This window comes from Micromonospora sp. ATLC20 (assembly GCF_057196585.1).
This window is the reverse complement of the sequence record NZ_JBXUOV010000036.1, coordinates 18823-42029: the sequence shown is the minus strand read 5'-3', so window position 1 is coordinate 42029 and position 23207 is coordinate 18823. Positions and strand designations below refer to the sequence as shown.

Below are 23207 nucleotides of genomic sequence, written 5' to 3'. Positions count from 1 at the left end.
GCCTGCGCGGAGGCGGCCGGCGCGGCGAGGCCGCCGAGCGCGGCGACCAGGGCCGCAGCGGCGGTACGTCGGGCGAAGGGCATGGGTGGTCCTTCCGTCGGGGCCCGGGTGAGGGCCGGTGGACGGCCCGGCACGTCGTGCGAACCGGACCGCCGAGAACCCTAGGTGGACGGTGTGAACGCGAAGAGTCACGAAGTGTTACACAAGCCGACGCTGCCGTCCGGTCGGTGTGACATCGGCGTACGGGAATGCCCGAACGGCTGACAACCGCCCGAATGCCTTGCGGCAACGCATTCCGAATTCGCGACACGCCTGGCTGAAAGTCTGACAACCGAATCGCCCCGTTATTGCGCCGATGCATTCCGTACGCCGGATCGTTGTCAATGCACGACAACCGGAACGGCCGTTACCGGAACGATTCTTTCGAGTCCGTCATAGCGCATTACCGTCGGGTGGCAGGGCGTTTTCGTCCCCGTCGGGAGGACTGCTCATGAGCGAACTGTCGTACCCACCGGCCGCTCCCGGCCCCGATGTCGAGGCCGTTCCCGCCCCCGTCGGCCGGCCCGGCGAATTCGTCGGCCGGTCACCCGGCCGGCTCGCCTGGCTGCGGCTCAAGCGCGACCGTACGGCTCGCGCCAGCGCCGTCACGCTCGCCGTCGCGGCCCTTGTCGCGCTCGGCGCGCCACTGCTGGGACGGCTCACCGGAATCGATCCGACCGACAAGTTCGCCGACCGGCTGAACGATTTCGGAATGCCGATCGGGTATGCCGGCGGAATCAGCGCCGACCATTGGCTCGGGCTCGAACCGGGAAGTGGGCGGGACATCCTGATGCAACTGGTCTACGGCCTGCGGACGTCCCTGTTCATCGCGTTCGCCTCGGCGCTGCTGGCATCCGGCATCGGCGTCGCGGTCGGTGTGCTGGCCGGGTGGGCCAGAGGCTGGCTGGACAGCGTCGTCAACTGGCTGATCGACCTCACGCTGGCATTCCCGTTCCTCATCTTCGCCCTCGCGGTCATCCCGATCCTCCAGGACCGCTTCTACTCCGACCGGGAGGCGCCGTCGCCGGCCTTCCGGGTGGCCCTGATCGTCGCCACCTTCGGCCTGTTCAGCTGGACGTACACCGCGCGCCTGGTCCGCGGGCAGGTGATCTCGTTGCGCGAGCGGGAGTTCGTCGAGGCGGCCCGGGCCGCCGGCGCCGGCACCGCGCACATCCTGCTGCGGCAGCTGCTGCCGAACATCTGGGCGCCGATCCTGGTCACCGTCTCGCTGATGGTGCCGCAGTTCATCGCCATCGAGGCGGCGCTGGCGTTCGTCAACATCGGCGTCACCGAACCCACGCCCGACCTGGGCCGCATGATCTTCAACAGCATCGGCTACGTCGCGAGCGACCCCTGGTACACCCTGTTCCCCGGGTTGACGGTCTTCCTGCTGGTCCTGGCGTTCAACCTGCTCGGCGACGCGCTGCGCGACTCGCTGGACCCCCGCTCCACCCGGTAGTCCCCACGGCCATCAGTGCCCGGCCGGCGGGGGCCGCCGGGCAGGAAGGAGCACACCGTGCGCGCACGAACCCGGACACTGACAGGTGTCCTCGCCGCGGCGGCGCTGGCCGCCGCCGGCTGCAGCCCCACCACCGACGACGGCGGGGGCGGCGACGACCAGAAGACCAAGACCCAGAGCGGATCGATCTCGTACGAGGCCGCCGACAACCAGGGCCCGGCGAAGCCCGTCGACGGGGCGTCCCGCGGCGGCACCCTCACCGTGATGCAGCCGGCCGACTTCGAACACCTCGACCCGGCCCGCAACTACGTCAACGTGCAGCAGGTCGCCGGCGGGCTGCTCTACCGCGCGCTCAACGGCTACAAGGAGGACGGCACCGGCAAGCTGCTGCTCGTCGGCGACCTGGCCACCAACCCCGGCAAGGACGTCAACGGCGACTGCAAGGTCTGGGAGTTCACAGTGCGCGACGGCGTGAAGTACGAGGACGGCACGCCCGTGTCCAGCAAGGACGTCGCTCACGGCATCGCCAGGTCGTTCGCGGCGAACCTCAACGAGGGCCCGCACTACATCCAGCAGTGGCTCTACCCGGGCGGGGCCTACAACGCCACCTACAAGGGACCGTACGACGGTGGCAAGCCGATGCCCGACGGCGTCGCCACCCCCGACGACCGGACCATCCGGTTCACCTTCCCGCAGCCGCACTGCGACCTGCCGTACGCGGCGGCGCTGCCCACCAGCGCGCCGGTGCCCGCGGCGAAGGACACTCGCGCCAACTACGACCTGCGGCCGTTCTCGTCCGGGCCGTACCGGGTGAAGACCTACCAGCGCGACGTGTCGCTGGAGCTGGAACGCAACCCGAACTGGGATCCGGCGACCGACCCGATCCGCAACGCGTACCCGGACGCGATCCGGATGACGTTCGGCCTGGAGCAGGCCCAGATCGCCGAGCGCCTGGTCGCCGACGGGCCGGCCGACCAGGCGGCGCTGAGCTGGTCGGACGTGCCACCGTCGGTGCTGCCCCGCACCACCGGATCCGGCGTCGCCGACCGGGTGGTACGCGGTCCGACGCAGTACAACTGGGTGCTGAGCATCAACACCCAGCGGGTCACCGACCTGAGCGTCCGGCGGGCGCTGAACTACGCGGTCGACAAGGACGCCCTGCTCAAGGTGCTCGGCGGACAGGCGGCCGGTTCGCCCGCGACCACGCTCATGTCGCCCACCACCGCCGGTTTCGTCCCGTACGACCTGTTCAACGCCCCGGTCACCGGCGATAAGGCCAAGACCGCCGAGCTGCTCGCCGGCAAGCGGCCGAAGCTGGTCCTCGCCCACTCCAACCTGGAACTGCGCACCCAGCAGGCCGAGGCGCTGCGCAAGAACCTCACCGACATGGGCTTCGACATCGTGATGAAGCCGATCGACAACAGCAGCTACTACGACGAGGTCGGCCGCAAGGACAACCCGTACGACATGTACCTCACCGGCTGGGGCTCGGACTGGCCCACCGGCTCGACAGTGATCCCGCCGGTCTACGACGGACGGGAGATCGTGGCCGAGGGCAACCAGAACCTGTCGTACCTCAACGAACCGTCTGTGGGCGCGGAGATCGACCGGGTCCGCGACCTGCCGGCCGCCGAGCAGGACGCCGGCTGGATGGCGCTCGACCGCATGATCATGGAGAAGTACGCGCCGGTGGTGCCCTGCTACTACGACGCCACCTACGAACTGCACGGCTCGAAGGTCGGCAACGCCTTCCTCAGCGACGCGTTCGGGATCATCTCGCTCAACGGCATCTACGTGAAGAAGTGACAGCCGCGCGGGGCGGCTGCCACGGCGGCCGCCCCGCGCCCACCCCGGGGGAGGTGCTCCCGTGCTCCGTTTCGTCGTACGGCGGCTGCTCGTCGCCGCCCTGACCCTTGTCGTCATCAGCCTCGTCACGTTCGGTCTCTTCTTCGCGGTGCCGAGCAGCCCGGCGAAGGTGATGTGCGGCAAGAACTGCACGGCCGAGGACATCGCCCAGGTCGAGCGCCGGCTCGGCATCGACCAGCCGTTGCCCCGGCAGTACGCCGACTTCGTCGGTGGCGTCTTCGCCGGCCGGACCTACGGCGAGGGCGACTTCCGGCAGGAGTGCCCGGCGCCCTGCCTCGGCTACTCGTTCCGCAACAACCAGCCGGTCACCGAGATCGTCGCCCAGCGGGCACCGGTGACGTTCAGCATCGTCCTCGGCGGCGCCGTGCTCTGGCTCGGCCTCGGCATCTCGCTGGGCATGGTGTCGGCACTACGCCGGGGTACGGCGTTCGACCGCGCCGCCATCGGCGTCACCCTGGCCGGGGCGTCGATGCAGGTCTACTTCTTCGGGCTGATCCTGCTCTACCTGCTCGTCTACTCCACCGGCCTGCTGGCGTTCCCCAGCTACACGCCGCTGACCGAGAGTCCGCTGCGCTGGGCGACCGGGCTGCTGCTGCCCTGGATGACGCTGGGTTTCCTCAACTCGGCGCTGTACGCCCGGCTGTCCCGGGCCCAGATGCTGGAGACGCTGTCGGAGGACTTCGTCCGTACCGCCCGGGCGAAGGGGCTGCCCGCCCGGAAGGTGCACACCCGGCACGCGCTGCGGGCGGCGATCACACCGATCGTCACGATCGCCGGGCTCGACATCGGCACCAGCCTCGGCGGCACGTTCATCACCGAGACCATCTTCGGCCTCCAGGGCCTCGGCAAGGCGACAGTGGAGGCGGTGCAGTTCCTCAACCTGCCGGTGGTGATGGCGACGGTGCTGCTGGCGGCCGTGTTCATCGTGATCGCCAACATCGTCGTCGACGTGCTGTACGCGGTGATCGACCCACGGGTCCGGCTGGGCTGAGGGGGAGGAGACGGACATGGTGGAGCTTCCGGCGCCGCGTCGCGGCGAGGGCCCGTACCTGCGGGTCAGGGATCTGCGGGTGCGGTTCGACACCGAGGACGGTGTGGTGCGGGCCGTGGACGGTGTGTCGTTCGCGGTGGAGCGGGGTCGCACGCTCGGGATCGTGGGTGAGTCCGGTTCCGGTAAGAGCGTCACCTCGCTGGCGATTCTCGGTCTGCACAACGCGAAGCGCACGACCATCTCCGGGGAGATCTCGGTGGGTGGGCGTCAGCTCGTCGGGTTGGGTGAGGAGGAGGTGCGGCGGCTGCGGGGCCGGGACATGGCGATGGTCTTCCAGGATCCGTTGTCGGCGTTGCACCCCTACTACTCGGTGGGGAAGCAGATCGCTGAGGCGTATCGGGTGCATCATCCGAGGGCCGGCAGACGCGAGGCGCGGACGCGGGCGGTGGACATGTTGGGCCGGGTCGGTATCCCGCAGCCGGGGCGGCGGTTCGATCAGTATCCGCATGAGTTCTCGGGTGGGATGCGGCAGCGGGCGATGATCGCGATGGCGTTGGTGAACGATCCGGATCTGCTGATCGCTGACGAGCCGACGACGGCGTTGGATGTGACGGTGCAGGCGCAGATCCTGGACCTCCTTGCGGATCTGCAGGAGGAGTTCCGGTCGGCGATCGTGTTGATCACGCATGACCTGGGTGTGGTCAGCCAGGTGGCTGATGACGTGTTGGTGATGTATGCGGGTCGGGCGGTGGAGCACGGGAGTGTGGAGCGGGTGTTGCGGGCGCCGCAGCATCCGTACACGTGGGGGTTGTTGTCGAGTGTGCCGTCGTTGCACGGTGACGCCGATGCGGACCTGTTGCCGATCCCGGGTAACCCGCCGTCGTTGATCAATCTGCCGTCGGGGTGTGCGTTTCATCCGCGGTGCCGGTGGGCCGACGTGAACGGCGACCGGTCCCGCACCGAGGTGCCCGAGCTGGTCTCGGCGGGTACGGCCGGGCATCTGGTGGCGTGTCACCTGCCGGTCGCCGCGCGGGAGCGGATCTACCGCGACGAGGTAGCCCAGGTGGGGGTGGCCCGATGAGTGCTGACCAGGACGGGACGGGCGTTGTCGACGGCCGGCGGGGTGCGGCCGTCGGTGCGGCGGCGGACAGCGGGCCGCTGCTGTCGGTGCGGGGCCTGACCAAGCACTTCCCGGTCCGGCAGGGGCTGCGTAGCACGGGTGCGGTGCGGGCGGTGGACGGGTTGGACTTCGACGTGCGCCCGGGCGAGACGCTCGGGTTGGTGGGGGAGTCGGGGTGTGGGAAGACCACGACCGGGCGGATGCTGGTGCGGCTACTGGAGCCCACCGCTGGGTCGATCGCGTTCGCGGGGCGGGACATCACCCACGCGAAACGTGGTGAGCTGCGGGGGCTGCGGCAGGACCTGCAGATCATCTTCCAGGACCCGTACGCGTCGCTGAACCCCCGCCACACCGTCGGGCGGATCGTGGCGATGCCGTTGCAGGTCAACCGGATCACCCCACCCGGCGGCGTCAAACACCGCGTGCAGGAACTCCTCGAACTCGTGGGCCTGAATCCGGAGCACTACAACAGGTATCCGCACGAGTTCTCCGGCGGGCAGCGCCAGCGCATCGGCATCGCCCGCGCCCTGGCGTTGAAACCGAAACTCATCGTCGCCGACGAACCCGTCTCGGCGCTGGACGTGTCCATCCAGGCGCAGGTCATCAACCTGCTGCGCAGCCTGCAACGCGACCTGGACCTGGCGTTCGTGTTCATCGCCCACGACCTCGCCGTGGTGCGGCACTTCTGCCACCGCGTCGCCGTCATGTACCTCGGAAAAATCGTCGAGATCGGCGACCGCGACACCATCTACACCCACCCACAACACCCCTACACCCGGGCACTGCTGTCCGCGATCCCCGACGTCACCACCCTCGGACCCGCCGGCCGCATCCGCCTCACCGGCGACGTGCCCACCCCACTCAACCCACCATCGGGCTGCCGCTTCCGGACCCGCTGCTGGAAAGCCACCGACCACTGCGCCACCGAAGAACCCGCACTGACCACCCGCGACGGCGGCGGGCAGCTCACCGCCTGCCACTACCCGGAGAGGCACACGCCATTCGATGCGGTCATGGGAGCCGAGCCCGCACGTTGGCCAGGGGACGCCGAGCGGTCACAGCGGTGACGGGTCGTCGCGCAGCCGGCTGTAGAGCCACCCGTCACGCCAGGCGCCGGCCCGGAACTCACAGGCCCGCAAGACCCCCTCCAGTTGGAAGCCGGCCTTCTCCAGCGATCGCTGCTCGGCAAGGTTCTCGGGGTGGGTGCCGGCCTGGATGCGCTGCGCCGGGGTGTGGCTGAACAGGTAGTCGCAGAGCAGCGCCTGGGCCCGCCAGCCGAGACCCCGGCCGCGCCATTCGGGCAGCAGCACGATGCCGATCTCCCAGTACGGTGCCCGCCCGCCGTGCTGGCCCTGGCGATAGCTGAGGAATCCGGCCGCGACGTCGGGGGGCTCGACCTGGACGATCAGGCCGCCCACCTGCTCGCCGAGATAGCCGTCCTCGGCGAAGCGGCGGGCCGGAGCGGCGGCGTCCCGGAAGCCGGCCCAGTCGAGCCCGATCAGCCCGGGTTCGACAGCGAAACGGCGCAGCATCGCCAGGTCGTCCTCGGCCACCGGGCGCAGTCGTACGGTCGAGCCGGGCGCCTTGTGCACGACGCCGGCCACCAGCGGATCGGAACTTTGCATCCTCCGCACCGTAGTGACGGGCCGGGCCGCCCGCTGCCCCCGCGCCGGGCTGACCGCCTAGACGGAACGCCACGAATCAGAAGGCAGCGCAGACGCCTGCGGCCCCATCACCAGCATCCCACCGTCCACCGCCCACGACGCGCCCGTCACGTACGCCGCAGCCGGCGAGGCGAGCATCGCCACCACCGCCGCCACCTCCCGGGCGTCACCGGGACGTCCCACCGGCACGCCGGGCCGGTCCTGCGTGAACGGGTCGACGTCCTCCTGCCCGGTCATCGGCGTGGCGATCTCACCCGGCGCGACCGCGTTGACGGTGATCCCGTCGGCCGCCAGTTCCTGCGCCATCACCTTCGTGAGCAGGCCGAGCCCGCCCTTCGCCGCGCAGTACGCCGACGAGCCGACCCGGGGCGCGTGCTCGTGCACGCTGGTGATGTTGATGATCCGGCCGCCCCGTCCGGCCGCGCGCATGCGCCGGGCGGCCCGCTGCGAGCACAGGAACGGGCCGTCCAGGTCGACCGCCAGCACCTCGCGCCACTTCGCCCAGCTCACGTCCACGAACGGCTCGGACAGGCCGGTACCGGCGTTGTTGACGAGCACGCCCAGGCCGCCGAGCCGGTCGGCCAGCTCGTCGACGACCGCCGCCGCCTCGGGGAGCCGGGTCAGGTCCAGCTCGACGGTCTCGCAACGGCGGCCGGTGGCACGCACCTCGGTGGCGGTGCGGCCGGCGCCCGCGGCGTCGCCGTACCAGGTGACGCCGATGTCGTAACCGGTCTCGGCGAGCGCCACCGCGCACGCCTTGCCGATGCCGGAGTCCGCGCCGGTGACGATCGCGACGCGGTCGTAGTCCTCGTATCGTTCGGGCATGTCCGCGCACTACCCGCGGGCGGCCACCTCAACCGGCCGGACGACCCCGGCTCACCCGGCGGCTTCGTCGGACCCGCTCGCTAGGGTACGGGCGTGATCGCCGATGACTCCGATGCCGTGACAGTCCGCTTCCTGCGCATGATGCGTGCCGAGATGGGCGCCGAACGGGTGGGCGAGGATTCGCTCGGCCGCACCGCCGATCTCGCCCGGCGTTGGTGGGGCACCGGCGACGCCGCCGACGCGCGCCTCGCCGACGCGCTGCGCGAGCTGCACGGCGAGCCGGTCGACCTGGCCGATCCGCACGACGTGGCGGGTGCCGCGAGCGCCCTGACCGCCGACGCCGGTGTGCTGACCGAGCCGGATCCGCGCGGCGCGGCGATCGCCCGGTTCGCCGCCAACGCCCGGCGGCTGCGCACCGGCGAGATCACCCCGGCCGAGTTCGACGAGCTGATGGCGCGCGACCGCACCGACGCCCCCGACGCCTGACGACGAGCCGGGCACCTGCCGGCGTCGTCGCCGGACGCCCGGAACCTGCGCACTGGCGGCACGCCGCGCGACCGGCCGTCGCTTACGAGGGCGGGTCAGCCCGTCCGGACCGGCACGGCCAACTCGGGCGCGTCAGCGGTGAGCAGCGCCGTCCGCGACGGCACGCGCCACAGCTCGTCCAGGGCCGCCGCCAGCTCGTCCAGCATCAGGCGTACGGTCGGCGCCGCCCCGTCGTGCATCGCCTCGACCACGATAAGCACCTCGGCGGTGCCGGCCCGTACCGCCGACGTGCCGCTCTGCCGGTGGCACCAGCGCCGGGCGTGCGCGTTCCCGCCCTGGTCGGCGAAGATCACCTCGCCGGACGCGGGCTGCTCGGACTCCCCGCCGAGGCCCAGGTAGGACTCGGTGCCGTCGGCCGCGCGGACGGTCAGGTCGCCGTCGATCCCGGCCAGGTCGAGCACGGCGACCGGGACCGCGTACCGGACCGAGAGCGCGTTGCCGAGGTCCACGAGCGGGTGCAGCCGGGGCAGGTCGCCGTCGCGCCGCAGCCGGCGCAGCAGTGACTCGGCGGCGCAGCGGTAGCGGGTCGGCGGGCAGCCCATCCGGGCGAACGCGCGGCGCCACGCCTGGATCTCCGGGAAGCCACCCTCCGGTCCGGCGGTGAGCCGGTCCCGGGCGGCGCCGAGATGCCCTGCGGACAGTGGCGTGACGTCGGCGTCGGGCGTGACACCGGCGGCGTGCAGGACGCCGCAGGTCAGCTCCGGGAAGGTCGACCAGATCTCGGGGGAGTGCCGGAAACGCACAGGGAGACTCCTTTTCGGGCGGTGAGCGGGTACGGGTCAGGCGGTGAAGGCGAGGCCGAGGCCCAGGACGAGGAAACCGCCGGCGAAGGCGTGCCGCAGCAGCCCGGTCAGCCGGGGCCGGGACAGCACCCGGCGGCGCAGCGCGCCGGCCAGGAGGGCGTACCCGGCGAACACCAGCAGCGTGACAGCCATGAACACCAGGCCGCAGGCGAGCATGCGCACGGTGGCGGCGGGCGCGTCCGGCGGTACGAACTGCGGCAGCAGCGCCACGAAGAACACCGTCACCTTCGGGTTCAGCAGGTTCAGCAGCACCCCGTCCCGGAACACCGCTGACGTCGGACGTGGGGGCCGGTCGCCGCCGACGGTGAGCGTGCCCCGGTCGCGCAGCGCCGACCAGGCCATCCAGAGCAGGTATGCCACACCCAGCCAGGTCACCACGCGGAACGCGGGCGTGCCGGTGCGCAGCAGGGCGGCCAGGCCGGTCACCGCGGCGATCACGTGCGGGACGAGGCTGAGCGTGCCGCCGGCGGCAGCGGCCAGCCCGGCCCGGCGTCCGCCGGTCACGGCGTTGGCGAGCGTGTGCATCACCCCGGTGCCCGGAGTGATCGCGACGACGAGCGAGGTCAGCAGGAATGCGGCTGTCATACGGTCCAGCCTGTGGCCATAATGGTCTGATGGACAGGGCCAAAGCGGTCGTCATCGAGAAGTCCAAAACGGCCGGTGCGGACTTCCTTCAGCTCGATGTCGGCGAGGCGCCCCCAGGTGGCCGCGCGGACTGGCTGGCCGCCCGGCTGCGATCGGCGATCGCCGACGGCCGGGCACCGGTGGGCACCCGCCTGCCGGCGAGCCGGGTGCTCGCCGCCGAGCTGGGTGTCTCCCGGGGCGTGGTGACCGAGGCGTACCAGCGGCTGGCCGAGGACGGGCAGGTGGCCGGGCGCGGCCGGGCCGGGACGGTGGTGGTCGCCTCACCGGCCGCCGTGGTCACCCGGCCGCCCCGGCCGAGGAGAGCAGCGGAGGTGTTCGCCGGCCGGCCCGGCCTGGACGCCTTCGACGAGCTGCGCGCCGTACCCGCCGAGGTGGACCTGACTCCCGGCGTACCCGATCTGGCGGCCTTTCCCCGCGCGGCCTGGCTGCGGGCCGAACGGGCCGTGCTGCACCGGATGACGCCCGCCGCGCTCGCCTACGGCGACCCGGCGGGCGCGCCCGCGCTGCGGTCGGCGGTGGCGAACTGGCTGGCCCGCAGCCGGGGCGTCCGCGCCGACCCGGCCGAGGTGGTGATCGTGGCCGGGGTGTCCCAGGCGCTCGGCCTGCTCGCGCGGGTGCTGCGCGATCGGGGTACGCACACCGTCGCGGTGGAGGACCCGGGCTCGCTCGGCGTACGGCAGCACCTGGCCTATTCCGGGCTGGCGACACCGCCGGTCCCGGTGGACGACAGGGGCCTGCGCGTCGACGAGCTGGAGCGGTCCGGCGCGCCCGCCGTGCTGCTCACCCCGGCGCACCAGTTCCCGACCGGGGTGGTGCTCGACGGCGACCGGCGCCGGCGGCTGCTGCGGTGGGCGCGCGACGGCGGCCTGGTGGTGGAGGACGACTACGACGCCGAGCACCGCTACGACCGTCCGCCGGTGCCGGCGCTGCGCGGCATGGCGCCGGACCGGGTCTGCTACGTCGGCAGCATCTCGAAGCTGCTCGCGCCGGCGCTGCGGATCGGGTGGCTGCTGGTGCCGCCCGCGCTGCACGCCGACACGGTGGCCGCGAAGCGGGCGGCCGACCTCGGCAACGCGGCGCTGGCGCAGCTCGTGCTGGCCGAGCTGATGGAGTCCGGGGCGCTGGAACGGCACCTGCGGCTGCTGCGGCACCGGCACGTACGCCGCCGGGACGCGATGATCCGCGCGGTTCGCGCGTACCTGCCCGGGGCGGTGGTGCACGGCGCGGCGGCCGGGCTGCACCTGATGGTCACCCTGTCCGGCGACGTCGACGACCGGGCGCTCGCGGCGGCGGCGCTGCGCCGCGGCGTGAAGGTCCACCCGCTGTCCTGGCACGGCCAGCGCCCGCAGCCACCCGGCCTGGTCCTCGGCTACGCGGCGACCCCGCCCTTCGACCTCGACCGAGCCCTCTCCACGGTGGCCGAGGCCCTCCGCACCCTCACCCCGCCCCGGTGATCAAGGAGTTCGTGTCCGAGTCGATCTCCTCGAAGGACACGAAGTCCTTGATCATCAACGGAGGGGCGGGGTGGGCGGGTGGTAGAGGGTGGCCAGGGCGGTGGCGGTCTCGGCCAGGCGGGCGCGCAGCGGCGCGGGGGAGAGGACCTCCACGTCGGCGCCGAGCCGGAGCAGGTCGCCGTGCGCGTGGGTGAGCGACTCGATCGGGATGACCGCGTGCACCCAGCCGGTGGCGTCGGGTGGCCCGGCGCTCGCCTCGGCGGCGGCCACCACCACGTCGCTGCCGACCTCGCGCAGCCGGGCGAACCCGCGCGGCGACAGCCGGATGCGCGCCTCGTCGCGGTGCAGCCCGGCCCGGAACTCCACCACGTGCGCGCGCCACCAGGCCGGCAGGTCGAACTCCGGCCGCTCGAACGGCTCGTCCAGCGGGGTCAGGTCGAGGATCTGGTTGACCCGGTAGGTGGCCGGATCGGCGCGGTCCGGCCGGGCGGCGACCAGGTACCAGCGCCCGCCCTTGAGTACCAGCCCGTACGGTTCGAGGACCCGGGTCGTCTCGCCCCGCCAGCCCCGGTACCGCACCCGGACCCGGTGCTGCCGCCACACCGCCTCGGCGGCCTCGGCCAGGTACGGCGACGGGTCGCCGTCGGAGTACCAGCCCGGTGTGTCCAGGTGGAACCGCTGCTCCAGCCGGGCCGCCCGGTCGGCCAGCGGCGCGGGCAGCGCGGCCCGCAGCTTGAGCTGCACGGCGGCGACGACCGACTGATAGCCCAGCTCGGCCGCCGGTCCGGGGAGCCCGGCGAAGAGCAGCCGGTCGGCCTCCTCGGCGGTCAGCCCGGTCAGCCGGGTCCGCCAGCCCTCCACGAGCCGGTAGCCGCCGTCGTGTCCGGCCTCGCCGTACAGCGGGATGCCCGCGGCGTGCAGTGCCTCGACGTCCCGGTAGACGGTGCGCGCCGACACCTCCAGCCGGGCGGCCAGGTCGGCGGCGGTGAGCCGGCCGTGCGCCTGGAGGAGCAGCAGGATGGACAGGAGTCGACTGGCCCGCATTCCACTGACACTAGCTGTCAGGGGAGCGGTCCTAGCGTGCCCACATGGCTTTTCACGACAAGGAGCTCACAGTGCCGGGGACCGTGGAGGTGGCCGGCCGGCACGTCAAGCGCTACCACATCGACCAGCCGGACCGCCGCCTCGAACCGCGGGTGGTCGACGCCGCATACGCGTACCTGCCGAAGCTGCTGCCCGGCCCGGACGGCTCCACCCCGCCGGCGAGCTGGGTGGTGCTGCACCGGGGCGCCGACACCGGGGCGTACCTGCTGGCGTACAGCTGGTTCTTCGACAACGTGGTCGAGTGCCGTATCGCGATCGCCGGGCAGCCCGCGTTGGACTGCCCGGACGACGACCCGGCGCACTTCGTCGACCTGACCCGTTCCGGCGTCGGATGCGTCTGGGAACTGGGCGTGCTGGAACACGAGCGCACCGCCTGGATCCGGCACGTGCTCGCCCCGGACCGGCCGGACCTGGCCGGCTACCTGGCCGACGCCCGGGCCGACGGGCCGGTGGGGTTCTGATGGGCGACTTCGACTTCCTCGTGGGCACCTGGGACGTGACAAACCGGCGTCTGCGGCAGCGCCACGCCGGCAGCGACGACTGGGACGAGTTCGCCGGTGTCAGCGAGGCGCGCTCGTTCTTCGACGGCGCCGGCAGCTTCGACGAGATGCGCTGCCCGAGCCGGGGTTTCTCCGGCTCCTCGGTGCGCGTCCGGAACCCGGCGACCGGGCTGTGGTCGATCTACTGGATGCACAGCGCGCGGGGCGTGCTGGAGCAGCCGCCGGTGGTGGGCCGGTTCACCGACGGCGTCGGTGAGTTCTACGCCGACGACACCGACGAGGGGCGGCCGGTGCGCTGCCGGTTCCTCTGGTCGGCGATCACCGCCGGCTCCTGCCGCTGGGAACAGGCGTTCTCCACCGACGGGGAGCGCACCTGGGAGACAAACTGGATCATGGAGTTCCGCCGGACGGCATGACCGGCGGCGTGGTGGTCCGGTAGATCGCGGTGAGCCACACGTCGAGCAGCACGTCCACCACGTCCCGCTCGGCCACCGCCGGGCCGTCCCCGGCGAACGTGGCGTACCAGACGCGCTCGTTCATGGAGTTCAGCGCGATGGCGAGGTCCCGGGCGGGCAGCCCGTCCGGGGCCGCGCCGCGGGCGCGTTCGGTCTCGATCGCGGCCTGCACCGCGCGGACCCAGCGTTCCAGCACCTCGGCCCAGAGCCGCCGCACCTCGGCGTTGGTGCCGCGCACCTGGGCGCAGGCCAGCACCACGTCGCGGTGCCCGCCGAACGTGGCGTGGAACCGGGCGATCAGCTCCCGCCAGTGGGCGCGTGGATCCTCGGCGAGCCGCTCGAACACGCCACCGGCGGCGGCGTCGGCCTCCTCGGTGACCCGGTCGAGCAGCGTGAGCAGCACCGCGTCCTTGGACGGGAAGTAGAAGTAGAACGTGGGCCGGGAGATCCCCGCGCCACGCGCCAGGTCGTCGATGGAGATGTCGGCGAAGGGACGCTCGGCCAGCAACCGCTCGGCCGTGGCCAGGATCGCGGTCTCCCGGTCGTCGCCGGTGGACCGGCCGGCCCGCCGCCCGCGCGTCGGCGCGGCGCCGGTCGGCGTACGGGCGGTCGTCATGTCGGCAGATGCTACACCCGCTCGACACCCTGTCGATTCGACTCGACACGGTGTTGACTGCGGTCGACGGCGATGGATAGTGTCCGGTCCACCGCCGGTGCGAACGGGAGAAACCGATGGCCGCAGACCACGTCGACGTCCTCATCGTCGGGGCCGGCCTGTCCGGCATCGGCGCCGCCGTCCACCTCGGACGCGAATGCCCCGGCAAGACCTACGCGGTGCTGGAGGCCCGGGGCGCCATCGGCGGCACCTGGGACCTGTTCCGCTACCCGGGCATCCGCTCCGACTCCGACATGTACACCCTCGGCTACTCGTTCAAGCCGTGGACCGACCCGAAGGCCATCGCCGACGGCGACTCCATCCGGGCATACGTCCGGCAGACCGCCCGGGAGTACGACGTCGAGCGGCACATCCGCTTCCACCACCGGGCGGTACGCGCCGAGTGGGACAGCGCCACCGCGCGCTGGACGGTGCACGCCCACCGCGACGACACCGGCGAGGACGTCACCCTCACCTGCGGGTTCCTGTTCACCAACTCCGGCTACTACCGCTACGACTCCGGCTACACGCCACGGTTCCCCGGCGTCGAGAAGTACGCCGGCACGCTCGTGCACCCGCAGCACTGGCCCGAGCACCTGGACTACGCCGGCAAGCGGGTCGTGGTGATCGGCAGCGGCGCCACCGCCGTCACCCTGGTCCCGGCCATGGCCGAGCGGGCCGCCCACGTCACCATGCTCCAGCGCTCACCCACGTACGTGATCGCGCTGCCCTCGCGCGACCCGTTCGCCGACGCCGCGCGGCGCTGGCTGCCCCCGAAGGCCGCGTACGCGGTGGCCCGGTGGAAGAACGTCACGCTCGGCGTGGCGAACTTCCAGCTCAGCCGCCGCGCCCCGGGCGTGGTGAAGCGGTTCCTGCGCCGCGCCGCGAAGGGCCGGCTCCCGTCCGGGTACGACGTCGACAGGCACTTCTCGCCCCGCTACAACCCGTGGGACCAGCGGCTCTGCGTGGTGCCGGACGGGGACCTGTTCACCGCGCTGAGCGCGGGCCGCGCGTCGGTGGTCACCGACACCATCGACACGTTCACCGAGCAGGGCATCCGGCTCGCCTCCGGCGAGGAGCTGCCCGCCGACGTGGTGGTCACCGCCACCGGCCTCAACCTGCTCGCGCTCGGCGGCATGACGCTGGTGGTCGACGGCGCCGAGGTCGACCTGGCGTCGACTGTCGCCTACAAGGGCATGATGCTGTCCGGCGTGCCGAACTTCGCCATGACCATCGGCTACACGAACGCCTCCTGGACGCTGAAGGCCGACCTCGTCGCCACGTACGTCTGCCGGCTGCTGCGCCACCTCGACGACACCGGCCGGCAGATCGTCACGCCGCTCGCCCCGGACACCGACGACCTGGTGCCGATCATCGACCTACAGTCCGGCTACGTGCTCCGCGCCGTCGACCAGCTGCCCAAGCAGGGACCGCAGGCGCCGTGGCGGCTGCACCAGAACTATCCCCGCGACGTACGCCTGATGCGGCACGGCCCGCTCACCGACGGCGTCCGGTTCGACCGCGCCGGCGTACCCGCCACGGCGGCCACCACCTCGGGAGGAACCGATGCGTGACCTCGTCTTCCCCGGCGGCACGGCGGTGCTCACCGGCGCGGCGAGCGGCATCGGCGCGGCGCTGGCCCACGGGCTGGCCCGGCGCGGCGCCGACCTGGTGCTGCTCGACCGCGACGCCGACGGCCTGGCCGCCACCGTCGCCGCGATCCGGGCCGCGTACCCGGACCGGCGGGTGGAGACCCACCTGGTCGACCTTGCCGACGCCGAGGCCACCGATCGGGTCGCCGCCGAGATCCACCGCGCGAACCCCCGGATCCGGCTGCTGATCAACAACGCCGGCGTGGCACTGGGCGGGCGCTTCGACCAGGTCACCCTGGAGGAGTTCCTCTGGGTCATCGAGATCAACTTCCGGGCGGTGGTCCGCCTGACCCACGCGCTGCTGCCCGCGCTCAAGGCCGAACCCGGCGCCCACCTGGTGAACGTGTCCAGCCTGTTCGGGCTGATCGCCCCCGCCGGGCAGGCCGCGTACGCGGCGAGCAAGTTCGCCGTACGCGGCTTCACCGAGGCGCTGCGGCACGAGCTGGCCGACGACGGCGTCGGCGTCACCTCGGTGCACCCGGGCGGCATCCGCACCCGGATCGCCGCCAGCGCCCGCGTCGGCAGTGGCGTGGCCCTCGACGAGTACGAGGCTGGGCGCAAGCAGTTCGAGAAGCTGCTCACCATCGACCCGGCCACCGCCGCCGAGGTGATCCTGCGCGGCGCGCAGCGACGCCGCGGCCGGGTGCTGATCGGCTGGTCGGCGAAACTGCCCGACCTGCTCGCCCGCCTCGCCCCCGCCGGGTACGGCCGGGTGCTGGCCCTGGGCATGCGCCAGCCCCCGGCCCGGCCCGGCGCCGCGCCCACAGCTCCGCCCGCCGTCCCGCCCGCCGAGGCACCCACCGTCGCGACCGACGCCACAGTGCCGGTTCCGTCTCCCCGGTCCGGCGAGGAGGCCGCGGCGGAACCCGGACGCCAGGCGTGACGCTCGTCCTGCCCCCGGCCGACGAGCGCACCGTCGACGGACGGCGTACCCGCTGCCGGATCAGCGGCGACGGGCTGCCCGTGGTGCTGCTGCACGGCATCGGCCGTACCCTCGACGACTTCACCGCCCTGCACACGGCGCTGGCCCGCGACCACCTGGTGCTTGCGGTGGACCTGCCCGGGCACGGCGGCTCCGCGCCGCTGGACGGCCCGCACACGCTTCCGGCGCTGGCCGCCGCGGTGGCCGGCTTCCTGGACGTGGCCGGGGTGACCGGCCCGGCGCACCTGGTCGGCAACTCCCTCGGCGGGGCGGTGGCGATGCGCCTGGCCGCCGACGCGCCGCAGCGCGTCGCCAGCCTGGCGTTGCTCAACAGCGCCGGCTTCGGCCGCGAGGTGACTGTGGCGCTGCGGCTGCTGGCGGTACGCCCGCTGGCCCGCCTGCTGCTGCGCCCGCACCCGGGGATCGTCCGCCGCACCGAACGGGCGATCTTCTACGACCCGGCGTACGTCACCGAGGAGCGGCTCGCCACCGCGCTCGCGGTTGCCCGGCAGCCGCACGCCGCCCGGGTGATGCTGGAGCTGGTCCGCGACCTGGGCACCTGGCGCGGCGTACGCCCGCAGTGGCGCGCCGACCTGCTCGACGCGGTGGCCGCGCTCGGCCTGCCCACGCTGCTCGTCTGGGGCGAGCGCGACCTGGTCCTGCCCGCCGCGCACTTGGCGTACGCCCGTACCCGGCTGCCGCACGCGCGCTCCCACCTGTTCCGCGACACCGGGCACATGCCGCAGATCGAGCGGACCGCCGAGGTGGAGGCGCTGCTGCGGGAGCTGTGGGCCTGACCGTGGCCTGCGCCACTGCTCCGGCCCGCGCCAGGCCGTCCGGCCGGACCCGGGAGCAAGCTTAGATACATGACGCATCCCAGCCGGACCGCGCCATCCGCTGCCGAGCGGGCGTACCGGCACCTCAAGCAGGCCGTCCTGGAACAGGTCTACCCGGGCGGTCAGCTCGTCAGCGAGGGCGAGATCGCCGAGGCGACGGGGGTGTCCCGCACCCCGGTCCGGGAGGCGCTGCTGCGGCTGGAGACCGAGGGGCTGGTCAAGCTCTACCCGAAGCGCGGCGCGCTGATCCGGCCGGTGTCGGCCCGGGAGATCGCCGACGTCATCGAGGCCCGCCGCCTGGTCGAGCTGCACGCCGCCGACAGGGTCTGGCCGCGCCGCGCCGAGCTGCGCGCCGACCTGGCCCGATGGCTGGACGAGATGGGCCGCGCGCACGCCGCCGGCGACATCACCGCGCTGATGGCCGCCGACCGCTCGTTCCACGCCGCGGTGGTCGAGGCGGCCGGCAACGAGATCCTCGCCGAGCTGTACCACCGGCTGCGCGACCGGCAGCTGCGGATGGGTGAGGCGAGCTTCCGGCTCTCACCCGGCTGGGCCGAGGTCGCCCTCACCGAGCACGCCGGGCAGCTCGCCGCGCTCGACGGCGACGACCCGCAGGCGTGGCACGACGCGGTCGCCGCGCACATCGACACCGCCGCGCGGATGCTCGGAACGCTGCGGTGAGCGCGGCTCGCCGGCCCGCCGCCCTGGTGTACGCGGTGGCGCTGACCGCGTACCTGACCGCCGTGTTCCACCGCAGCTCGCTCGGCGTCACCGGGGTCGACGCGGCGGACCGCTTCCACATCAACGCCGCCGCGCTCGCCACGTTCTCCGTCGCCCAGCTCGCCGTCTACGCCGTCATGCAGGTCCCGGTCGGGGTGCTGCTGGACCGCTACGGCTCGCGCCGGCTGCTGCTGGCCGGCGGCGCGCTCATGGTGGCCGGGCAGCTCCTGTTCGCCGTGGCCGGGGACGTGCCGCTCGCGGTCGCCGCCCGGGTGCTCGTCGGTCTCGGCGACGCCATGACCTTCATCAGCGTGCTGCGCATCGTCGCGTTCTGGTTCCCCGGCCGGCGCAACCCGCTGCTGGTGCAGCTCACCGGCACCGTCGGCCAGTTCGGTGCCGTGCTCGGCGCCGTACCCCTGGTGCTGCTGCTGCACCGCGCGGGCTGGACCCCGGCGTTCCTGACCGCCGCGGCGCTCGGCGCGACGGTGGTGCTGCTGGTCCTCGTCGCGGTACGCGACACCCCGCACGCCGAACACGCCACCGCGCTCGCGCCCGACCTGGCCACGGTGCGCCGCCGGCTCGCCGAGGCGTGGGCCCAGCCGGGCACCCGGCTGGGCCTGTGGACGCACTTCGTCACCCAGTTCTCCGGCGCGGTGTTCGCGCTGCTGTGGGGGTACCCGTTCCTGGTGCAGGGGCAGGGGTTCTCGCCGACCGCGGCGGCCGGGATGCTCACCCTGATGACAGTGGTGACGCTCGTGTGCGGGCCGGTGATCGCGCACCTGTGCTCGCGCCACCCGTTCCACCGCTCGGTGGTGGTCTTCGCGATCACCGCCGCCACTGCCGGGGTGTGGGCGGTGGTCCTGGCCTGGCCCGGCCGCGCGCCGCACTGGCTGCTGGTGGCGCTCGTGGTGGTGCTCGCGGTCAACGGCCCCGGCTCGATGATCGGGTTCGACTACGCCCGGTCGTTCAATCCGGTGCACCGCATCGGCAGTGCCACCGGCATCGTCAACGTCGGCGGCTTCGTCGCCTCGATCGCGCTGATCCTGGCCGTCGGCGTGGTGCTCGACCTGGCCACCCCGGCCGGGCGGGACACGCCGCCGCTGTCCGCGTTCCGCTGGGCGTTCGCCGTGCAGTTCCTGCTCTGGGCGCTCGGCGCCGTGCAGGTGCTGCGGTACCGCAACGCCGCCCGTCGCCGCCTCGCCGACGAGCGGGCCGCCGCGACGGTCGCGGCACCCGCCTGAGTACGCGGGCGGCCCGGCGGTGGGCGGGCGGCTGGCGTGGCTTCGGTGCGGCGGCTCAGGGCCGGTGCCGCACCAGCGAGTCGAGCACCAGGGTCAGCCCCGCGCCGACCAGCCACACGTCCTTGGCCAGGCCGATGCCGGCCTGGCTCGGCCGCAGGCTGGTGCCCTCGCGCATGCCGGGCGTCTTCAGATAGAGCTGCACCAGACCCGCGCCGAACGCGGTGAGCGCGGCCCCGGCCAGCAGCGACGGCACGAACGGGGCGAGCAGCGCCGCGCCGAGCGCGACCTCGCCCCGCGACAGCAGCACGGCGAACCGGTCCGGCGGGATCTGCCGCAACTGCGGCATCGCGCCGGCCGCCATGCCGTGCATGCCCGCGGCGGCCTCACCCTCCAGGCCCCGCTTGCCCAGCCCGGAGTTCAGGATGTACGCGCCGATCGCGACCCGCAGCGGCGCATGCGACAGCCTCATGATCACTCCCGTCCCACCTGGTAGAACCGGCACACCGGGTACCCGGTCATGACCAGGACAATCCGGCGGGCTTCATTGGTTCGCGGGTCATGATCAGCGGTAGGTTCTGGGTGCAGAAGCACGCAACAAGGGAGGCACTGTGAGCCAGGAAGTCCGGGGAGTCGTGTCGCGGCGCAAGGGCGCGCCCGTGGAGGTCACCACCATCGTGGTGCCGGACCCGGGGCCGGGCGAGGCGGTGGTCCGCATCCAGTCGTGCGGCGTCTGCCACACCGACCTGCACTACCGCGAGGGCGGCATCAACGACGACTACCCGTTCCTGCTCGGCCACGAGGCCGCCGGCATCGTGGAGCAGGTGGGTGACGGCGTCACCGACGTGGCGCCCGGCGACTTCGTGGTGCTCAACTGGCGCGCGGTCTGCGGGCAGTGCCGGGCCTGCCGGCGCGGCCGACCGTGGTACTGCTTCGCCACCCACAACGCGACCCAGAAGATGACGCTCACCGACGGCACCGAGCTGACCCCGGCGCTCGGCATCGGCGCGTTCGCCGAGAAGACGCTCGTCCACGCCGGGCAGTGCACGAAGGTCGACCCTTCGGCCCGGCCGGCGGCGGTCGGCCTGCTCGGCTGCGGCGTGATGGCCGGTCTCGGCGCGGCCATGAACACCGGCAACGTGACCCGGGGCGACTCGGTCGCGGTGATCGGCTGCGGTGGTGTCGGTGACGCGGCGGTGGCTGGCGCGGCCCTGGCCGGCGCGACCACGATCATCGCGGTGGACACCGACTCCCGCAAGCTCGACTGGGCGCGCAAGTTCGGCGCCACCCACACCGTCAACGCCTCCGAGGACGACGCGGTGGAGGCCATCCGCGCGGCCACCGGCGGCTTCGGCGCCGACGTGGTGATCGACGCGGTCGGGCGTCCGGAGACGTGGAAGCAGGCGTTCTACGCCCGCGACCTGGCCGGCACCGTCGTGCTGGTCGGCGTGCCGACCCCGGAGATGACAGTCGACCTGCCGCTGCTGGACGTCTTCGGCCGCGGCGGCGCGCTCAAGTCCAGCTGGTACGGCGACTGCCTGCCCAGCCGCGACTTCCCGATGCTCACCGAGCTGTACCGGCAGGGACGGCTGGACCTGGACGCCTTCGTCACCGAGGAGATCGCCCTCGACCAGGTCGAGGAGGCGTTCAACCGGATGCACCACGGCGACGTGCTGCGCTCGGTGGTGGTCTTCCCGTGACCGCACGCGTCGACCACGCCGTCACCTCCGGCACGTTCTCGCTCGACGGCCAGACGTTCGATGTGGACAACAACGTCTGGGTGATCGGCGACGACGCCGAGTGCGTCGTCCTCGACGCGCCGCACGACGTGGCCGCCATCCGTGAGGTGATCGGTGACCGGCGGGTGGTCGCGATCATCGCCACCCACGCCCACGACGACCACGTCCGGGTCGCGCCCGAACTGGCCCGGGCCACCGGCGCGCCGGTGCTGCTGCACCCGGCCGACCGGGTGCTGTGGGACATGGTGCACCCGGACACGGCACCGGACGGCGAGCTGACCGACGGGCAGACGTTCACCGTCGGCGGCACCACGCTGCGGGTGCTGCACACCCCGGGCCACAGCCCCGGCGCGTGCAGCCTCTACGCTCCCGACCTGGGCGCGGTCTTCACCGGCGACACCCTGTTCGCCGGGGGACCGGGCGCCACCGGGCGGTCGTACAGCGACTTCGGCACCATCGTCGAGTCGATCCGTACCCGGCTGCTCACGCTGCCGCCGGAGACGGTGGTGCACACCGGGCACGGCGACGACACCACGATCGGGGCCGAGGCGCCGCACCTGGACGAGTGGATCGCCCGGGGCCACTGAGGACCGTAAGCCCGAGCGGGCCCGGCCGGAGTGATCCGGTCCGGGCCCGCTCGCGCGTCCCGGCCCGGAAAACCGTGTGGCCGCGCGGCGTCTGGTCCGGTGATACTCGGGCCCGTGCCGGTTGCCGCCCTCACCGACGTCCAGTCCGCCGCGCTGCGCCACGTCCGCGACGTCGCGCTGCGCGACCGCCCCGCCGCGCTCGCCGTCATCACCCGCCACCTCACCGCCTCCGGCACCACCTACCGGTACGAGGAGGTCGTCGCCGCGATCACCGGGTACGGGCGGCTGACGCTCAACTTCCACCCCGACCGGGTCCTGCGCGACGGCCGCACAGTGGTCGAGGCCCTCGAGGAGGAGGGCGTCTACCGCAGCCAGTTCGAGACCGGCATCTCCAACGGCGGGCTGACCGCGTACCCGGGCGGCGACCGGGACGTGTGGGAGCAGGCGATGTTCGGCGGCGCGTACCAGCGTCCCGGCGTGCTCCCCGCGCAGCGCCCCAAGTACGGCGGCCTGAACCTGCTCGACCACGCCGACGGCGCGTGCCCCCGCTTCGGGTCCTGCCACCTGCGACTGCGCCCGGAGGTGCTGGCCCGGGCCACGTTCAGCTTCGGTGACAGCCACCTCGAGCCCACCGAGTTCGGCACCGTCGACGTCTTCGAGCCGGTGTTCGCGGCGCTTCTGACCACCACCGCCGGCACCGGCGTCGCCCTGGGCGTGGCGGGCATGGACACCGGCACACTGCTGCGGACGCTGCTGCGCCGCCGGGAACGGGAGTCCGGGCGGGTCGGCCGGGCGCTCGACGACTACGTCGAGGCGCAGGTGCACGGCGAGATCAGCCTGGCCCGCGACGTCGAGGCGCTCGTGGTCGACCCGTCATTCCGGGGCACCGACGTGGGACGGCGTCTGGAGCGGATCGCCGCGCGGCACGGCCTGGCGCTGCGGTTCCACCCCGGCTTCGTGCTGCCGGTCGACGCGGTGGACGCCGAGTTCCGCGGCCCGGACATCCCGCCGCTCGCCGCGCGCGTACACGCCGAGTTCGCCCGCCCGGGGGAGCCGCTGCACGCCGCGCTCGTCGGCCGGGCGGCCGCCTCGGTGGTACGCGAGCCGCAGTGCTGGGCCGACAGGGGGCCGGCCGCGGTGACGCTGCAGCACCTCAAGCAGCTCTGGCACGTGCTGGTCCGGTTCGGCGCTCCGGCCTGATCGTCCCGCTCTGCCTGCTGAACCGCGTGCTCGTCCGGAACCGCGGGTGACCTGGACCGCAGCCTTCGCCGTGCCCGGCATTTCCGGAATGACCGACACCGCGGGTTCGTTGTGTCCCCCGTACCGCCGGAACCCAAACACCTACCCGGCGGTAGTCCCTCGAGGGGCGCTCACCCCGGAGCGCGTC

Annotated in this window: 24 protein-coding genes; 17 read left to right on the top strand and 7 right to left on the bottom strand. The window is 73.0% G+C overall.

Annotated elements, in window-relative coordinates; translation table 11 throughout:
• Window positions 1–490 precede the first annotated feature (490 nt).
• The 5 genes from AC2CHG_RS11090 (at window position 491) to AC2CHG_RS11070 (ending at window position 6542) form a co-directional block, all read left to right on the top strand.
• On the top strand, window positions 491–1498 hold the full coding sequence (locus tag AC2CHG_RS11090; protein WP_262011557.1) for an ABC transporter permease: 1008 nt from the start codon (window positions 491–493) through the stop codon (window positions 1496–1498).
• A 57-nt stretch (window positions 1499–1555) separates the two neighbouring features.
• Window positions 1556–3304, top strand: a complete 1749-nt coding sequence (locus AC2CHG_RS11085) for an ABC transporter substrate-binding protein (RefSeq protein ID WP_366626327.1) — start codon at window positions 1556–1558, stop codon at window positions 3302–3304.
• 61 nt (window positions 3305–3365) lie between these two features.
• Complete coding sequence (locus AC2CHG_RS11080; RefSeq protein WP_484524674.1) at window positions 3366–4355, top strand: ABC transporter permease; 990 nt, start codon at window positions 3366–3368, stop codon at window positions 4353–4355.
• A gap of 16 nt (window positions 4356–4371) precedes the next feature.
• Window positions 4372–5436: an ABC transporter ATP-binding protein gene (locus tag AC2CHG_RS11075; RefSeq protein ID WP_484524673.1), complete on the top strand. Its 1065-nt coding sequence runs from the start codon at window positions 4372–4374 to the stop codon at window positions 5434–5436.
• Window positions 5433–6542 (top strand): ABC transporter ATP-binding protein, encoded by a 1110-nt coding sequence (locus AC2CHG_RS11070; protein ID WP_484524672.1) that lies wholly within the window; start codon window positions 5433–5435, stop codon window positions 6540–6542. Before AC2CHG_RS11075 ends, AC2CHG_RS11070 begins: the two co-directional genes overlap by 4 nt.
• Here the strand turns inward: AC2CHG_RS11070 and AC2CHG_RS11065 are convergent.
• Window positions 6531–7100 carry a GNAT family N-acetyltransferase gene (locus tag AC2CHG_RS11065; RefSeq protein WP_194803463.1) on the bottom strand — a complete coding sequence of 190 codons (570 nt, stop codon included), beginning with the start codon at window positions 7098–7100 and terminating at the stop codon, window positions 6531–6533. The two genes, AC2CHG_RS11070 and AC2CHG_RS11065, sit on opposite strands and share 12 nt — an antisense overlap.
• Window positions 7101–7157: 57 nt before the next feature.
• A complete protein-coding gene (locus AC2CHG_RS11060) occupies window positions 7158–7964 on the bottom strand; it encodes an SDR family oxidoreductase (RefSeq protein ID WP_269697028.1) in 807 nt (268 codons plus the stop codon).
• Window positions 7965–8057: 93 nt separating this feature from the next.
• Between AC2CHG_RS11060 and AC2CHG_RS11055 the strand changes: the two genes are divergently transcribed.
• Window positions 8058–8450: a hypothetical protein gene (locus tag AC2CHG_RS11055; RefSeq protein ID WP_269697027.1), complete on the top strand. Its 393-nt coding sequence runs from the start codon at window positions 8058–8060 to the stop codon at window positions 8448–8450.
• A 95-nt stretch (window positions 8451–8545) separates the two neighbouring features.
• On the opposite strand, the gene AC2CHG_RS11050 is transcribed toward AC2CHG_RS11055, so the two are convergent.
• Window positions 8546–9253 (bottom strand): B3/B4 domain-containing protein, encoded by a 708-nt coding sequence (locus AC2CHG_RS11050; protein ID WP_484524671.1) that lies wholly within the window; start codon window positions 9251–9253, stop codon window positions 8546–8548.
• A 36-nt stretch (window positions 9254–9289) separates the two neighbouring features.
• Window positions 9290–9898, bottom strand: coding sequence for a LysE family translocator (locus AC2CHG_RS11045; protein WP_484524670.1), 609 nt, complete (start codon window positions 9896–9898; stop codon window positions 9290–9292).
• Between the two features lie 29 nt (window positions 9899–9927).
• On the opposite strand from AC2CHG_RS11045, the gene pdxR reads away from it, so the two are divergent.
• Window positions 9928–11412, top strand: a complete 1485-nt coding sequence (pdxR, locus tag AC2CHG_RS11040; RefSeq protein ID WP_194803468.1) for a MocR-like pyridoxine biosynthesis transcription factor PdxR — start codon at window positions 9928–9930, stop codon at window positions 11410–11412.
• A gap of 54 nt (window positions 11413–11466) precedes the next feature.
• Here pdxR and AC2CHG_RS11035 read toward each other — a convergent pair whose 3' ends face one another.
• Window positions 11467–12456 carry a helix-turn-helix transcriptional regulator gene (locus tag AC2CHG_RS11035; RefSeq protein WP_484524669.1) on the bottom strand — a complete coding sequence of 330 codons (990 nt, stop codon included), beginning with the start codon at window positions 12454–12456 and terminating at the stop codon, window positions 11467–11469.
• A gap of 44 nt (window positions 12457–12500) precedes the next feature.
• Here AC2CHG_RS11035 and AC2CHG_RS11030 point away from each other — a divergent pair, with 44 nt between their 5' ends.
• Window positions 12501–12977 (top strand): hypothetical protein, encoded by a 477-nt coding sequence (locus AC2CHG_RS11030; RefSeq protein ID WP_366626186.1) that lies wholly within the window; start codon window positions 12501–12503, stop codon window positions 12975–12977.
• Window positions 12977–13432: a hypothetical protein gene (locus AC2CHG_RS11025; protein WP_366626188.1), complete on the top strand. Its 456-nt coding sequence runs from the start codon at window positions 12977–12979 to the stop codon at window positions 13430–13432. The genes AC2CHG_RS11030 and AC2CHG_RS11025 overlap by 1 nt, the downstream gene beginning before the upstream one ends.
• On the opposite strand, the gene AC2CHG_RS11020 is transcribed toward AC2CHG_RS11025, so the two are convergent.
• A complete protein-coding gene (locus tag AC2CHG_RS11020; RefSeq protein ID WP_194803472.1) occupies window positions 13407–14087 on the bottom strand; it encodes a TetR/AcrR family transcriptional regulator in 681 nt (226 codons plus the stop codon). The genes AC2CHG_RS11025 and AC2CHG_RS11020 overlap by 26 nt on opposite strands.
• A 116-nt stretch (window positions 14088–14203) precedes the next feature.
• On the opposite strand from AC2CHG_RS11020, the gene AC2CHG_RS11015 reads away from it, so the two are divergent.
• From AC2CHG_RS11015 to AC2CHG_RS10995, 5 genes are all read left to right on the top strand, one after another.
• Entirely contained in the window at window positions 14204–15700 is a 1497-nt protein-coding gene (locus AC2CHG_RS11015; protein ID WP_355508669.1) for a flavin-containing monooxygenase, read from the top strand.
• Window positions 15693–16661: an SDR family NAD(P)-dependent oxidoreductase gene (locus AC2CHG_RS11010; protein ID WP_402806348.1), complete on the top strand. Its 969-nt coding sequence runs from the start codon at window positions 15693–15695 to the stop codon at window positions 16659–16661. The genes AC2CHG_RS11015 and AC2CHG_RS11010 overlap by 8 nt, the downstream gene beginning before the upstream one ends.
• The gene (locus tag AC2CHG_RS11005; protein ID WP_366626195.1) at window positions 16658–17497 is read left to right on the top strand and encodes an alpha/beta fold hydrolase; all 840 of its coding nucleotides are present in this window, start codon (window positions 16658–16660) and stop codon (window positions 17495–17497) included. The genes AC2CHG_RS11010 and AC2CHG_RS11005 overlap by 4 nt, the downstream gene beginning before the upstream one ends.
• A 69-nt stretch (window positions 17498–17566) precedes the next feature.
• Window positions 17567–18217: a GntR family transcriptional regulator gene (locus AC2CHG_RS11000; protein WP_366626197.1), complete on the top strand. Its 651-nt coding sequence runs from the start codon at window positions 17567–17569 to the stop codon at window positions 18215–18217.
• Window positions 18214–19497, top strand: coding sequence for an MFS transporter (locus tag AC2CHG_RS10995; RefSeq protein ID WP_484524668.1), 1284 nt, complete (start codon window positions 18214–18216; stop codon window positions 19495–19497). The genes AC2CHG_RS11000 and AC2CHG_RS10995 overlap by 4 nt, the downstream gene beginning before the upstream one ends.
• A 55-nt stretch (window positions 19498–19552) precedes the next feature.
• Here the strand turns inward: AC2CHG_RS10995 and AC2CHG_RS10990 are convergent, their stop codons facing one another.
• A complete protein-coding gene (locus tag AC2CHG_RS10990) occupies window positions 19553–19966 on the bottom strand; it encodes a hypothetical protein (protein WP_484524667.1) in 414 nt (137 codons plus the stop codon).
• A 139-nt stretch (window positions 19967–20105) separates the two neighbouring features.
• Here AC2CHG_RS10990 and AC2CHG_RS10985 point away from each other — a divergent pair, with 139 nt between their 5' ends.
• The 3 genes from AC2CHG_RS10985 (at window position 20106) to AC2CHG_RS10975 (ending at window position 23020) form a co-directional block, all read left to right on the top strand.
• Window positions 20106–21194 carry an S-(hydroxymethyl)mycothiol dehydrogenase gene (locus AC2CHG_RS10985; protein WP_073829418.1) on the top strand — a complete coding sequence of 363 codons (1089 nt, stop codon included), beginning with the start codon at window positions 20106–20108 and terminating at the stop codon, window positions 21192–21194.
• Window positions 21191–21820 (top strand): MBL fold metallo-hydrolase, encoded by a 630-nt coding sequence (locus tag AC2CHG_RS10980; RefSeq protein WP_357910513.1) that lies wholly within the window; start codon window positions 21191–21193, stop codon window positions 21818–21820. The genes AC2CHG_RS10985 and AC2CHG_RS10980 overlap by 4 nt, the downstream gene beginning before the upstream one ends.
• A gap of 99 nt (window positions 21821–21919) precedes the next feature.
• A complete protein-coding gene (locus AC2CHG_RS10975; RefSeq protein ID WP_366626204.1) occupies window positions 21920–23020 on the top strand; it encodes a DUF3626 domain-containing protein in 1101 nt (366 codons plus the stop codon).
• Window positions 23021–23207 lie beyond the last annotated feature (187 nt).

Coding starts and splice junctions, on each gene's coding strand:
- AC2CHG_RS11075 (WP_484524673.1), top strand. CDS start 4,372: ATGGTGGAGCTTCCGGCGCCGCGTCGCGGCGAGGGCCCGTACCTGCGG.
- AC2CHG_RS11035 (WP_484524669.1), bottom strand. CDS start 12,456: ATGCGGGCCAGTCGACTCCTGTCCATCCTGCTGCTCCTCCAGGCGCAC.
- AC2CHG_RS11060 (WP_269697028.1), bottom strand. CDS start 7,964: ATGCCCGAACGATACGAGGACTACGACCGCGTCGCGATCGTCACCGGC.
- AC2CHG_RS11070 (WP_484524672.1), top strand. CDS start 5,433: ATGAGTGCTGACCAGGACGGGACGGGCGTTGTCGACGGCCGGCGGGGT.
- AC2CHG_RS11025 (WP_366626188.1), top strand. CDS start 12,977: ATGGGCGACTTCGACTTCCTCGTGGGCACCTGGGACGTGACAAACCGG.
- AC2CHG_RS11000 (WP_366626197.1), top strand. CDS start 17,567: ATGACGCATCCCAGCCGGACCGCGCCATCCGCTGCCGAGCGGGCGTAC.
- AC2CHG_RS11045 (WP_484524670.1), bottom strand. CDS start 9,898: ATGACAGCCGCATTCCTGCTGACCTCGCTCGTCGTCGCGATCACTCCG.
- AC2CHG_RS11010 (WP_402806348.1), top strand. CDS start 15,693: ATGCGTGACCTCGTCTTCCCCGGCGGCACGGCGGTGCTCACCGGCGCG.
- pdxR (WP_194803468.1), top strand. CDS start 9,928: ATGGACAGGGCCAAAGCGGTCGTCATCGAGAAGTCCAAAACGGCCGGT.
- AC2CHG_RS11065 (WP_194803463.1), bottom strand. CDS start 7,100: ATGCAAAGTTCCGATCCGCTGGTGGCCGGCGTCGTGCACAAGGCGCCC.
- AC2CHG_RS10990 (WP_484524667.1), bottom strand. CDS start 19,966: ATGAGGCTGTCGCATGCGCCGCTGCGGGTCGCGATCGGCGCGTACATC.
- AC2CHG_RS11015 (WP_355508669.1), top strand. CDS start 14,204: ATGGCCGCAGACCACGTCGACGTCCTCATCGTCGGGGCCGGCCTGTCC.
- AC2CHG_RS11020 (WP_194803472.1), bottom strand. CDS start 14,087: ATGACGACCGCCCGTACGCCGACCGGCGCCGCGCCGACGCGCGGGCGG.
- AC2CHG_RS11030 (WP_366626186.1), top strand. CDS start 12,501: ATGGCTTTTCACGACAAGGAGCTCACAGTGCCGGGGACCGTGGAGGTG.
- AC2CHG_RS11090 (WP_262011557.1), top strand. CDS start 491: ATGAGCGAACTGTCGTACCCACCGGCCGCTCCCGGCCCCGATGTCGAG.